Here is an 11,866-nt window from a genome sequence, read left to right on the forward strand (position 1 = left end):
CCGGCCGAAAGGGATTGCCTTTCTGGCCGGAAAGGGGCTGCACAGTGCGCGGGGCCAGCCGAACGGCACACGGCCCGACCGGTTAACCTGGGGCGTCAGTACGCCGGTTCTCAGTGAGGGGCGCAGGATCCCGTGCGCATCGCCAGATTCTCCATCGACGGGAACGTCGCCTTCGGCGCGGTCGAGGGCGACAAGCCGGACGAGCTCGTCCTCGACATCATCAAGGGCATCCCGTTCGCGGACTTCGAGCTCTCCGGTACGAAGGTTCCGCTGAGCAAGGTCCGGCTGCTGCCGCCGGTGCTCCCCAACAAGGTCGTGGCCTTCGGCCGCAACTACGCGGAGCACGCGCGCGAGCTGGGCCACGAGGTGCCCGACGCCCCGTTCGCCTTCTTCAAGCCCTCCACCTCGGTGATCGGCCCCGGCGACGAGATCCAGTACCCGCCCTTCACCGAGGACCTGCACCACGAGGCCGAGCTGGCCGTGGTCATCGGCCGCATGTGCCGAGAGGTCCCGCGCGAGCGCGTCAAGGACGTCGTCCTCGGCTACACCTGCGCCAACGACATCACCGCGCGCGACGTCCAGAAGCGCGAGAAGCAGTGGGCGCGGGCCAAGGGCTTCGACACCTCCTGCCCCCTGGGCCCGTGGGTGGAGACAGGCCTCGACATCGCTGCCGCGAGCGACCTGACCATCCAGCTCACGGTCAACGGCGAGCAACGCCAGCTCGGCCGCACCAGCGAGATGATCCACTCGATCGAGGACCTGATCGTCAACATCTCCGAGGCCATGACGCTGCTCCCCGGCGACGTGATCCTCACGGGCACCCCGGCAGGCGTCGGACCGCTCACCGTCGGCGACGAGGTCGCCGTCACCATCGAAGGCATCGGCACTCTCACCAACAAGGTTGTCAAGCGTGGCTAGCGCACCCGGCTCCCCAGTTCGCGTCCGTTTCTGTCCGTCGCCCACCGGTAACCCCCACGTGGGCCTGGTGCGCACCGCCCTGTTCAACTGGGCGTTCGCCCGGCACCACCAGGGCACGCTCGTCTTCCGCATCGAGGACACCGACGCGGCCCGCGACTCCGAGGAGTCGTACGGCCAGCTGCTCGACGCGATGCGCTGGCTGGGCTTCGACTGGGACGAGGGCCCCGAGGTGGGCGGCCCGCACGCGCCGTACCGTCAGTCGCAGCGCATGGACCTGTACAAGGGCATCGCGGGCAAGCTCCTGGAAGCGGGTCACGCGTACCACTGCTACTGCTCCCAGGAGGAGCTGGACACCCGCCGCGAGGCCGCCCGCGCCGCAGGCAAGCCGTCCGGCTACGACGGCCACTGCCGTGACCTGAGCGCCGGGCAGACCGAGGAGTACAAGGCCCAGGGCCGTACCCCGATCGTCCGCTTCCGCATGCCCGACGAGACGATCACCTTCACCGACCTGGTCCGCGGCGAGCTGACGTTCACCCCGGAGAACGTGCCGGACTACGGCATCGTCCGCGCGAACGGCGCCCCGCTGTACACCCTCGTCAACCCGGTCGACGACGCCCTGATGGAGATCACCCACGTCCTGCGCGGCGAGGACCTGCTCTCCTCCACCCCGCGCCAGATCGCGCTCTACAAGGCGCTGACCGAGCTGGGAATCGCCAAGAGCACCCCTCGCTTCGGCCACCTGCCGTACGTGATGGGCGAGGGCAACAAGAAGCTCTCCAAGCGTGACCCGCAGTCGTCGCTGAACCTCTACCGCGAGCGCGGCTTCCTCCCCGAGGGCCTGCTCAACTACCTCTCGCTGCTTGGCTGGTCGCTCTCGGCGGACCAGGACATCTTCGCGATGGACGAGATGGTGGCGGCCTTCGACATCGCGGACGTCAACCCCAACCCGGCCCGCTTCGACCTCAAGAAGTGCGAGGCGATCAACGCCGACCACATCCGTCTGCTGGATGTGAAGGACTTCACCGAGCGCTGCGCACCGTGGCTGCGGGCGCCGTTCGCCCCCTGGGCGCCGGAGGACTTCGACGAGGCCAAGTGGCAGGCGGTCGCCCCGCACGCCCAGACCCGTCTGAAGGTCCTGTCGGAGATCACGGACAACGTCGACTTCCTGTTCCTGCCGGAGCCGGTCGAGGACGAGGCGAGCTGGCAGAAGGCGATGAAGGAGGGCTCGGACGACCTGCTCCGTACGGCCCGCGAGAAGCTCGATTCGGCCGACTGGACCTCCGCCGAGTCACTGAAGGAGGCCGTCCTGGCCGCCGGCGAGGCCCACGGCCTCAAGCTCGGCAAGGCCCAGGCCCCGGTCCGTGTCGCCGTCACCGGCCGCACGGTCGGCCTGCCCCTCTTCGAGTCCCTGGAGATCCTGGGCAAGGAGAAGACCCTGTCCCGTATCGACGGGGCACTGGCGAAGCTCACAGCCTGACACCTACGGTCGGATCATGAGCATTCGCGCCGTGGTCTGGGACGTCGACGACACCCTGTTCGACTACACGACCGCGGACCGGGTGGGCATGCGGGGCCATCTCGCCGCCGAGGGCCTGCTGGACGGTTACGACACCGTGGAGCAGGCCCTCGCACGGTGGCGGGCGATCACCGACCGGCAGTGGGCGCGCTTCTCGGCGGGCGAGGTGACCTTCGACGGCCAGCGCCGCGACCGCGTACGGGTGTTCCTGGGCGAGCAGCTGAGCGACGACGAGGCCGACGCGTGGTTCGCGCGCTACCGGACGCACTACGAGGCCGCCTGGGCCCTCTTCCCGGACGTCCTGCCCGCTCTGGACGCCCTCGCGGTCAGCCACCGCCACGCCGTCCTGTCCAATTCCAGCATCCACGTCCAGGACCACAAGCTGCGCTCGCTCGGCGTGCACCACCGTTTCGAGGTCGTCCTGTGCGCCGCCGAACTCGGCGTCTCCAAGCCCGAGGCCGGTGCCTTCCTGGCCGTCTGCGAGGCCCTGGAACTCGCCCCGCACCACGTGGCGTACGTAGGCGACCACCCGGAGATCGACGGGCGCGGTGCCGCCGAAGCAGGGCTGCTGTCGGTCTGGATCGACCGCGGCGGCGCGCACACCGGCGGTGGCCGGCGCACCGGCGGCGGCGCGCTCGGGCGCCCGCACCGGATCGCCTCCCTCGCCGAACTTCCCACCGTCCTCGGCGCCGATACCCGTTTTGGAGCCCCGTCCACCTTCAGGTAATGTTCTTCCTGCGCCGCCGGAGAGCGGGCCGAGAGGCCGGGAACCGGAGGAGCGAACTAGAACAAGATCCCCACAGGGGCTTGCGTTCCAGTGGCCTATGGTGTAATTGGCAGCACGACTGATTCTGGTTCAGTTAGTCTTGGTTCGAGTCCAGGTAGGCCAGCTCGCAGAGCTCATCTGCAAAGGCGGAGGTCAACTCCGCGAAGCCCCCGTTGTGTAGCGGCCTAGCACGCTGCCCTCTCACGGCAGTAGCGCCGGTTCGAATCCGGTCGGGGGTACTGATCTCGATCAACTCGGGATCGCTGGGGCCCCCGTTGTGTAGCGGCCTAGCACGCCGCCCTCTCAAGGCGGTAGCGCCGGTTCGAATCCGGTCGGGGGTACGCAAAACTCAATACCATATTGGTCTATGGTGTAATTGGCAACACTACGGTTTCTGGTACCGTCATTCTTGGTTCGAGTCCAGGTAGACCAGCTCGGATCTGCGGAAACGTCAGATCCTCGCCCCCGTTGTGTAGCGGCCTAGCACGCCGCCCTCTCAAGGCGGTAGCGCCGGTTCGAATCCGGTCGGGGGTACAACAGGAAGGCCCTTCGCTTCGGCGGGGGGCCTTCTTCGTGTCCGGCGGCGGCTAACCGAAGCCGTACCGCCGCGTCGTCTCCTCCTCCTGGGCCAGCCGCCGCAGCGCCTGCAGCATCGGCTCGGTGAGTACGGCACCGAGCACAGCCGTCTCCACCCTCTCCGCCTCGGACGGGTGTGTCTTCACGAAGTCCAGGTCGAGTTTCGCGGTCTCGTGCATCAACGTCCCGTACGACATGAGGAGTTCGGCGCCCCATTCGTAGCCGAGCCGGCGGAACGCGGCCACCGCCACCACCAGTGAGCGGTAGGCGGGGGAGATGGTCGCCCCTCCTTGGGAAGCGCCACTATCCAAGCACCGTCCAAGGGGATAGTGCTGCTATCCCATACGGAAGAGGGGTCACCATGTTCGCGAAACCGGTACCGGGCCGTACGACCGCGGATGCCGAAGGCGATGTGGTGGTCCTGCTCATCGGGATACGGGTCAACCACTTCTGGGCGGTGCACCAGTGGCTGCCGGTCATGCTGTCGATGTTCCGCATGCTGGGGGTGCTTGCGCGGGACGCTGACCGGGGGCTGCTGGCGCGCGTCGTGCTGACGGCCTCGCCGCGGACGTACTACCTCGTGCAGTACTGGGAGAGCAAGGAGGAGCTCTACGCGTACGCCGCCTCGCCGGACATGTTCCACCACCGCGTGTGGGGGATCGTCAACCGCAAGGAGCGGGCGGGGAAGGTGCGCGGACGCGTGGGGGTGTGGCACGAGGCGTACGTGGTGCCCGAGGGATCGTACGAGTCGATCTACTTCGACATGCCGGCCGTCGGCCTCGCGGGCGCGCACGGGCAGGTGCCACTGGAGAAGCGCGGGAGGTATGCCGAGGACCGGTTCGCGCACCGGTCGGCAGGGGCGGCCCGGAAGGCCGGCCGACCAGGGGGACCGGGGAGGGTCTGCCGCGGCGTCGGGGGCGGGCCCTCCTCGGATGTGCCCGAAGGGATCCGGCGCCGGTCAGCCGGTGCGGCGCAGGGCCTCGGAGAGGCGGCCCGCGGCGTCGATGACGGCCTGGGCGTGCATACGGCCAGGGTGGCGCGTCAGGCGCTCGATGGGTCCGGAGACCGAGACGGCGGCCACCACGCGGTTGGAGGGGCCCCGGACGGGCGCGGAGACGGAGGCGACGCCCGGCTCCCGCTCGCCGATGGACTGGGCCCAGCCGCGGCGTCGTACGCCCGAGAGTGCGGTGGCGGTGAAGCGGGCGCCCTGCAGGCCCCGGTGCAGGCGCTCCGGCTCTTCCCAGGCCATCAGGATCTGCGCCGAGGAGCCGGCCTTCATCGTGAGCGTCGAGCCGACCGGGACCGTGTCCCGAAGGCCGGACAGGCGCTCCGCCGCGGCGACGCAGATGCGCATGTCTCCCTGGCGGCGGTAGAGCTGTGCGCTCTCGCCCGTGATGTCCCGCAGGTGCGTCAGCACCGGGCCCGCGGTCGCGAGGAGGCGGTCCTCGCCCGCCGCCGCTGCCAGCTCTGCCAGCCGGGGGCCGAGGATGAAACGGCCCTGCATGTCACGTGCCACCATACGGTGGTGCTCCAGGGCCACGGCCAGTCTGTGGGCCGTCGGTCGTGCCAGTCCGGTGGCCGCCACCAGTCCCGCGAGGGTGGCCGGCCCGGACTCCAGGGCGCTGAGGACAAGGGCTGCCTTGTCCAGAACGCCCACGCCGCTGCTGTTGTCCATGAAACGATACTCACGTCTCACTCTGTGAAACGCAAGTTCCTTTTTCCGTGAGACGCGCAACCCTTGTATGCACGGCGGCCCGCAGACCGAACGGGCCGGATGACGGATGCCCGTGAACAGGGGCCGGGTGCCGTCTCCTCAAGATCTCTAGTTGGGCCGGTGGACGTTTGCCGGCCGGAGGGAAAGCGATGGGTAGGACACTCGCGGAGAAGGTCTGGGACGACCACGTCGTCCGGCGCGCCGAGGGCGAGCCCGACCTCCTCTTCATCGATCTCCACCTCCTGCACGAGGTGACCAGCCCGCAGGCCTTCGACGGTCTCCGTCAGGCGGGGCGTCCCGTGCGGCGTCTCGACCTCACCATCGCCACCGAGGATCACAACACCCCGACCCTCGACATCGACAAGCCGATCGCGGACCCGGTCTCCCGGGTCCAGCTGGAGACGCTGCGCAAGAACGCCGCCGAGTTCGGTGTGCGCCTGCACTCGCTCGGCGATGTCGAGCAGGGCGTCGTGCACGTGGTCGGCCCGCAGCTGGGCCTGACCCAGCCCGGTACGACGGTCGTGTGCGGTGACTCCCACACCTCCACGCACGGTGCCTTCGGCGCGCTGGCGTTCGGCATCGGCACCTCGCAGGTCGAGCACGTGCTGGCCACCCAGACGCTGCCGCTGGCCCGCCCCAAGACCATGGCGATCACGGTCGACGGCGAGCTGCCCGAGGGCGTCACGGCCAAGGACCTGATCCTGGCGATCATCGCCAAGATCGGTACGGGCGGCGGCCAGGGCTACATCCTGGAATACCGCGGCTCCGCCATCGCGAAGCTCTCGATGGAAGCCCGGATGACCATCTGCAACATGTCGATCGAGGCCGGCGCCCGCGCGGGCATGATCGCCCCCGACGAGACGACCTTCGAGTACATCAAGGGCCGTGCCCACGCTCCCGAGGGCGAGGACTGGGACGCCGCCGTCGAGTACTGGAAGACGCTGAAGACGGACGAGGGCGCAGAGTTCGACGCCGAGGTCGTCATCGACGCCGCGTCGCTGTCGCCGTTCGTCACCTGGGGCACCAACCCCGGTCAGGGCGCGCCGCTTTCGGCCCACGTCCCCGACCCTGCTTCGTACGAAGACGCTTCGGAGCGCCACGCCGCCGAAAAGGCCCTGGAATACATGGGGTTGGAGGCCGGACAGGCACTGCGCTCCATCAAGGTGGACACCGTCTTCGTAGGTTCCTGCACCAATGGCCGTATCGAGGACCTGCGCGCCGCAGCCGAGCTCGTGAAGGGCCGCAAAGTCGCCGACGGCGTACGGATGCTGGTCGTCCCGGGCTCCGCCCGGGTGGGTCTGCAGGCCGTCTCCGAGGGCCTGGACGTCGTCTTCAAGGAGGCCGGCGCCGAATGGCGGCACGCGGGCTGCTCGATGTGCCTGGGCATGAACCCGGACCAGCTGGCCCCGGGTGAGCGCTCCGCGTCCACCTCCAACCGCAACTTCGAGGGCAGGCAGGGCAAGGGCGGCCGTACGCACCTGGTCTCGCCGCAGGTCGCCGCCGCGACGGCGGTCCTGGGCCACCTGGCCTCCCCGGCCGACCTGTCCGACGCCGAGACCCGTACGCCCGCTGGAGTCTGAGAGACATGGAAGCATTCACCACGCACACCGGGCGGGCCGTCCCGCTGCGCCGCTCCAACGTCGACACCGACCAGATCATCCCTGCTCACTGGCTCAAGAAGGTCACGCGGGACGGTTTCGAGGACGGGCTGTTCGAGGCCTGGCGCAAGGACGAGAACTTCATCCTCAACCGCCCCGAGCGGCAGGGCGCCACGGTTTTGGTCGCCGGCCCCGACTTCGGCACCGGCTCCTCCCGTGAGCACGCCGTCTGGGCGCTGCAGAACTACGGCTTCAAAACCGTGATCTCCTCTCGCTTCGCCGACATCTTCCGCGGCAACTCGTTGAAGAACGGCCTGCTCACGGTGGTCCTGGACCAGAAGATCGTGGACGCGCTGCAGGAACTCACCGAGAAGGACCCGCAGGCCGAGATCACCGTCGACCTTCAGGCCCGCGAGGTGCGCGCCGAGGGCATCACCGCCTCCTTCGAGCTGGACGAGAACTCCCGCTGGCGGCTGCTGAACGGGCTGGACGACATCTCCATCACCCTCCAGAACGAGGCGGACATCGCGACGTACGAGGCCAAGCGCCCCTCGTACAAGCCGCGGACGCTCAAGGTCTGACCCGGACCCGGCCAGGAGAGCCGGGACGCGACGGGTTTCGGCCACCGGAAGACCCCCTCTGTACCCCCGATCAGCCCGATCGGGGGTACAGCTGTGTCTGGGTCCGAGCAGCCTCGTGAGCCTGCGCGGCTGTCGCCAACTTCCCACGTTAGGGCGGTTGTTGCCGGGGTAGCCGGGTCCTGTAGGCGCGACTTCCGCCGGATCCCGGAAGGCCGTTTGAGGCAACAGTTGCGACCCCCGCAGGCGACAACTCGCCCCAGATGGCACAATCTGTGCATGGAACACGACGGCCAACTCGAGCTCTATGCGGCAGTCGCGGACCAACTGAAGGAAGCGCACACAACGGTGCGCGCACTGCAAGTCCCGGAGGGCGTACGGATGGCGCTGACCCGGAAGCTGCTGGTCATTACGGCCGCGGCCAAGCACGATCTCGCCGACGCGGCAAGGCGCCTGGAGGCGTTCACCGCGGACCTCGAGGAGGGGCGATTCCCCGAAGAGGACCGCTGAACACGTCCGGGGCAGCCGAGTTCGTTGCGGCGCACGGGTGATTAGCCCGTTTCGTGTTTGATTTGCGGTATATATCTGCCTAACGTGCGAAAAAGCTTGAACACTTTCGTTCTGGCAATGTCTCCGAAGGGGAAGACGTGAACAAGGCGCAGCTCGTAGAAGCGATTGCCGACAAGGTCGGTGGCCGTCAGCAGGCCGCCGAGGCTGTCGACGCGGTCCTGGACGCCATCGTCCGCGCGACCGTCGCGGGGGACCGGGTTTCGGTCACCGGCTTCGGTTCGTTCGAGAAGGTCGACCGTCCGGCCCGCTACGCCCGCAACCCCCAGACGGGCGAGCGGGTTCGGGTCAAGAAGACCTCCGTTCCGCGCTTCCGCGCGGGCCAGGGCTTCAAGGACCTGGTGAGCGGCTCGAAGAAGCTCCCGCGCGGCGGCGAGGTCGCCGTCAAGAAGGCGCCCAAGGGCAGCCTGACCGGCGGGGCTTCCGCGACCGTCAAGAAGGCCGCGGCGAAGAAGACGACCGCCAAGAAGGCGACCGGCGCCGTGAAGAAGACGACGGCCAGGAAGACGACGGCCAAGAAGACCACGGCCACCGCCAAGAAGGCGACCGCGAAGAAGACGACGGCCAAGAAGACCACGGGCGCCGCCAAGACCTCCGCGGCGAAGAAGACCACCGCCAAGAAGGCGACGGCCAAGAAGGCCCCCGCGAAGAAGGCGACGGCCAAGAAGGCCCCCGCCAAGAAGTCCGCGGCTCGCACGACCACCGCCAAGAAGGCCACGGCCCGCAAGAGGTAAGGGCACAGGGGCACTCACGCGCCGGGCCGGACTCCGCATCGGAGTCCGGCCCGCGGCGTTGCCGCGGGCGGTCTGGAACGGCCCTCAGAAGGTCTGCAGCGTCACGAGCGTGATCCGGGGGCTGTCCTTGGCGCCCTCGACCTCGATACGCACCCGCTGCCCGGGCCGCAGCATCCTCAGGCCGCCCGCGTCGAACGCGTCGGCCTCGAAGGGGACGGGGGTGCCGTCGTCGAGCAGCACACTGCCGCTGCGCGTCCCGGCGTCGTACGTGTATGCGGTCGCGTGCATGGCCGCAGCCTACTGCCCGGGGATCAGCAACTGGGCGGCCGCAGCCGTACGGGGGCCCACTCCGAGAGCCAGCGCGGCGCGCAGGTCGTCGCCGGTGTCCACGTCCTGGCGTACGGAATCCACCGCGTCGAGGGCCAGTTCCATGGCGCCGGACGCACGGTGGCGGGCCCGGGAATCGGGGCCGAATGCCGGGAGCAATTCCTGGGCCGGTGTTGCGGCCAGCAAGGTCGTGCCGATTACGGCCGCGTCGGCGAGGAAAGCGCGGGGGAATTCCGCGGCCGCGTCCAGGACCCGGAGCAATTCCCGGGGGCGTAGCGCCGGAAGGTCGGCGTTCAGAGCCGCGACGGGACTTTCGGGGCGTGCGGTGCGTACCGCGGCGACGCCGTGCGCCAGTGCCGCGTTGAGGCCGCCGCGGGGTTCGCCGGAGACGATCCGGGCGCCCAGCGCGCCCAGCTCACGGCCTGCCAGGGAGTCGTTGGTGACGACCGCCACATCCCTGACAGCAGGGCAGGCCAGGGCCGCCGCCACGGTGTCCTGGGCGAACGCGAGGGCGAGGCCCGGGCGCAGCCCGTCGGCGGCGGTGTCCGAGAGCCTGCTCTTGGCCCGCGTCAGGGCTTTCAGGGGTATGACCAAGGTCCACTGCACCGCTGTAACCGTCCCTCTCTTCTCGCGGCCATTGTCACTCAGCCGTCACCTGGGCCATATGGCGGTCGCGGCGCCGGGGCGTACGGTGTTCTCGACAGACCGGCGGCCTGGGGCGACACTTGTGCGGCCCCCCAAGGCCCTAGAGGAAGGTGTCCGCGTGCCCCGCCGCAGAATCGGCTTCTGGTACCGCTTCGCAGCGGTCCTCTGCAAACCGCCACTGGTGGTTCTGATCAAGCGGGACTGGCGCGGAATGGAGAACATCCCGGCCGACGGCGGATTTATCACCGCGGTGAACCACAATTCCCACGTGGACCCCTTCGCATACGCGCACTATCAGTACAACACCGGGCGGGTTCCGCGATTCCTGGCGAAGAGCGGCCTTTTCAGGAAGGGATTCGTCGGCGCCGCGATGCGCGGTACCGGACAGATCCCCGTCTACCGCGAGACCACCGACGCACTCAGTGCCTTCCGGGCCGCGATCGCCGCCGTGGAGCGCGGTGAATGCGTCGCGTTCTATCCCGAGGGCACCATCACCCGGGATCCCGGACAGTGGCCCATGGTCGGCAAGACGGGTGCCGCGCGCGTCGCCCTGACCACCAAGTGCCCGGTGATTCCGGTCGCCCAGTGGGGCGCCAACGAACTGCTGCCGCCCTACGCGAAGAAGCCCAACCTTCGCCCGCGCAAGACCCATCACGTGCTCGCGGGCCCGCCCGTCGACCTCTCGCGCTTCTACGACCAGGAGATGACCCCGGAACTCCTGAAGGAGGCGACCGCGGTCATCATGGCCGCCGTCACCCGCCAGCTGGAGGACATCCGCGGCGAGGAGGCGCCCGAGAGGCCCTACGACCCGCGCCGTGAGCGGATCGAGCAGCGGCGCAGGACGCAGGCGCAGACGCAGGTCCAGGAGAAGGCCGAGCAGGAAGAGGGGCAGGGTACGTGAGCAAGCCCGTCAAGGCGGCCGTCTTCGGCACCGGTTCGTGGGGCACCGCGTTCGCCATGGTGCTCGCCGACGCGGGGTGCGAGGTCACCCTGTGGGGGCGCCGCGCCGAACTCGCGGATGCGGTCAACTCCACGCGTACGAACCCCGACTACCTTCCCGGCGTCGAACTCCCGGACGGCGTACGGGCGACGACGGACGCCGCCGAGGCCGCGCGCGGCGCCGACTTCGCCGTCCTCGCGATCCCCTCGCAGACCCTGCGCGGCAACCTCGCCGAATGGGCGCCGCTGCTCGCGCCCGACTCGGTCCTCGTCTCCCTCATGAAGGGCATCGAGCTCGGTTCCGCCATGCGGATGAGCGAGGTGATCGAGGACGTCGCCAAGATCGGCGCGGACCGGATCGCGGTCGTCACCGGGCCCAACCTCGCGCGTGAGATCGCCGCCCGGATGCCGGCCGCCGCCGTGGTCGCCTGCACCGACGAGGCGGTCGCCCAGCGGCTCCAGGCCGCCTGCCACACGCCGTACTTCCGGCCGTACACCAACACGGACGTGGTCGGCTGCGAGCTGGGCGGTGCCGTGAAGAACGTCATCGGGCTCGCCGTGGGCATCGCGGACGGCATGGGCCTCGGCGACAACGCCAAGGGCTCGCTCATCACGCGCGGCCTGGCCGAGACCACCCGGCTCGGTGTCGCGCTGGGCGCCGACCCGCTGACCTTCTCCGGACTCGCGGGCCTGGGCGACCTGGTGGCGACCTGCTCCTCGCCGCTGTCGCGCAACCACACCTTCGGCACCAACCTCGGCAAGGGCATGACTCTGCAGGAGACCATCGCGGTCACCAGGCAGACCGCCGAGGGCGTCAAGTCCTGTGAGTCGGTGGCGGATCTGGCCCGCCGGCACGGCGTCGACATGCCGATCACCGAGACGGTCGTCGACATCGTGCACGAGGGCAAGCCTCCCGTGGTCGCTCTCAAGGAGCTGATGTCGCGCAGCGCGAAGCCCGAACGACGCTGAGCGACGCCACGGGTGGCAC

At 69.2% G+C, this 11,866-nt stretch carries 12 protein-coding genes, 5 tRNA genes and 2 pseudogenes; 15 read left to right on the forward strand and 4 right to left on the reverse strand.

What is annotated here, in order from left to right:
• Positions 1-132 precede the first annotated feature (132 nt).
• The 8 genes from OOK07_RS30900 to OOK07_RS30935 all read left to right on the forward strand — a co-directional run bounded on the left by OOK07_RS30900 (position 133) and on the right by OOK07_RS30935 (position 3,734).
• Positions 133-918 (forward strand): fumarylacetoacetate hydrolase family protein, encoded by a 786-nt coding sequence (locus OOK07_RS30900; protein WP_266685044.1) that lies wholly within the window; start codon positions 133-135, stop codon positions 916-918.
• Positions 911-2,395 (forward strand): glutamate--tRNA ligase, encoded by a 1,485-nt coding sequence (gene gltX, locus OOK07_RS30905; protein WP_266799720.1) that lies wholly within the window; start codon positions 911-913, stop codon positions 2,393-2,395. Before OOK07_RS30900 ends, gltX begins: the two co-directional genes overlap by 8 nt.
• Positions 2,396-2,411: 16 nt before the next feature.
• Positions 2,412-3,161 (forward strand): HAD family hydrolase, encoded by a 750-nt coding sequence (locus OOK07_RS30910; protein ID WP_266799722.1) that lies wholly within the window; start codon positions 2,412-2,414, stop codon positions 3,159-3,161.
• A 91-nt stretch (positions 3,162-3,252) separates the two neighbouring features.
• A tRNA-Gln gene (locus tag OOK07_RS30915) sits at positions 3,253-3,324 on the forward strand.
• A 42-nt stretch (positions 3,325-3,366) separates the two neighbouring features.
• A tRNA-Glu gene (locus OOK07_RS30920) sits at positions 3,367-3,439 on the forward strand.
• A gap of 29 nt (positions 3,440-3,468) precedes the next feature.
• Positions 3,469-3,541: transfer RNA gene (locus OOK07_RS30925), tRNA-Glu, on the forward strand.
• Between the two features lie 20 nt (positions 3,542-3,561).
• Positions 3,562-3,633 (forward strand) — tRNA-Gln (locus OOK07_RS30930).
• A gap of 28 nt (positions 3,634-3,661) precedes the next feature.
• Positions 3,662-3,734 (forward strand) — tRNA-Glu (locus OOK07_RS30935).
• A 53-nt stretch (positions 3,735-3,787) separates the two neighbouring features.
• Here the strand turns inward: OOK07_RS30935 and OOK07_RS30940 are convergent.
• A pseudogene (locus tag OOK07_RS30940) lies at positions 3,788-4,060 on the reverse strand (MerR family transcriptional regulator); the annotation flags it as partial.
• A 77-nt stretch (positions 4,061-4,137) separates the two neighbouring features.
• Here OOK07_RS30940 and OOK07_RS30945 point away from each other — a divergent pair.
• Positions 4,138-4,641, forward strand: a pseudogene (locus OOK07_RS30945) (monooxygenase family protein); the annotation flags it as partial.
• 93 nt (positions 4,642-4,734) lie between these two features.
• On the opposite strand, the gene ndgR reads toward OOK07_RS30945, so the two are convergent.
• Positions 4,735-5,451: an IclR family transcriptional regulator NdgR gene (gene ndgR, locus OOK07_RS30950; protein ID WP_028806673.1), complete on the reverse strand. Its 717-nt coding sequence runs from the start codon at positions 5,449-5,451 to the stop codon at positions 4,735-4,737.
• Between the two features lie 188 nt (positions 5,452-5,639).
• Between ndgR and leuC the strand changes: the two genes are divergently transcribed.
• The 4 genes from leuC (at position 5,640) to OOK07_RS30970 (ending at position 8,967) form a co-directional block, all read left to right on the forward strand.
• Positions 5,640-7,070 carry a 3-isopropylmalate dehydratase large subunit gene (gene leuC, locus OOK07_RS30955; protein ID WP_266799723.1) on the forward strand — a complete coding sequence of 477 codons (1,431 nt, stop codon included), beginning with the start codon at positions 5,640-5,642 and terminating at the stop codon, positions 7,068-7,070.
• 5 nt (positions 7,071-7,075) lie between these two features.
• Positions 7,076-7,669: a 3-isopropylmalate dehydratase small subunit gene (leuD, locus tag OOK07_RS30960; protein ID WP_266685048.1), complete on the forward strand. Its 594-nt coding sequence runs from the start codon at positions 7,076-7,078 to the stop codon at positions 7,667-7,669.
• 276 nt (positions 7,670-7,945) lie between these two features.
• Positions 7,946-8,176, forward strand: a complete 231-nt coding sequence (locus tag OOK07_RS30965) for an SCO5555 family protein (RefSeq protein ID WP_266522065.1) — start codon at positions 7,946-7,948, stop codon at positions 8,174-8,176.
• A gap of 137 nt (positions 8,177-8,313) precedes the next feature.
• Positions 8,314-8,967 (forward strand): HU family DNA-binding protein, encoded by a 654-nt coding sequence (locus OOK07_RS30970; protein WP_266685049.1) that lies wholly within the window; start codon positions 8,314-8,316, stop codon positions 8,965-8,967.
• Positions 8,968-9,051: 84 nt separating this feature from the next.
• Here the strand turns inward: OOK07_RS30970 and OOK07_RS30975 are convergent, their stop codons facing one another.
• The gene (locus tag OOK07_RS30975) at positions 9,052-9,255 is read right to left on the reverse strand and encodes a hypothetical protein (RefSeq protein ID WP_266685050.1); all 204 of its coding nucleotides are present in this window, start codon (positions 9,253-9,255) and stop codon (positions 9,052-9,054) included.
• Between the two features lie 9 nt (positions 9,256-9,264).
• Positions 9,265-9,900: a 2-phospho-L-lactate guanylyltransferase gene (gene cofC / locus OOK07_RS30980; RefSeq protein WP_266799726.1), complete on the reverse strand. Its 636-nt coding sequence runs from the start codon at positions 9,898-9,900 to the stop codon at positions 9,265-9,267.
• A 157-nt stretch (positions 9,901-10,057) separates the two neighbouring features.
• On the opposite strand from cofC, the gene OOK07_RS30985 reads away from it, so the two are divergent.
• Both OOK07_RS30985 and OOK07_RS30990 read left to right on the forward strand, forming a co-directional pair.
• Positions 10,058-10,840 (forward strand): lysophospholipid acyltransferase family protein, encoded by a 783-nt coding sequence (locus OOK07_RS30985; protein WP_266799727.1) that lies wholly within the window; start codon positions 10,058-10,060, stop codon positions 10,838-10,840.
• Positions 10,837-11,847 carry an NAD(P)H-dependent glycerol-3-phosphate dehydrogenase gene (locus OOK07_RS30990; RefSeq protein WP_266685053.1) on the forward strand — a complete coding sequence of 337 codons (1,011 nt, stop codon included), beginning with the start codon at positions 10,837-10,839 and terminating at the stop codon, positions 11,845-11,847. Before OOK07_RS30985 ends, OOK07_RS30990 begins: the two co-directional genes overlap by 4 nt.
• Positions 11,848-11,866 lie beyond the last annotated feature (19 nt).

This window comes from Streptomyces sp. NBC_00078, from assembly GCF_026343335.1.
Classification (GTDB): domain Bacteria; phylum Actinomycetota; class Actinomycetes; order Streptomycetales; family Streptomycetaceae; genus Streptomyces.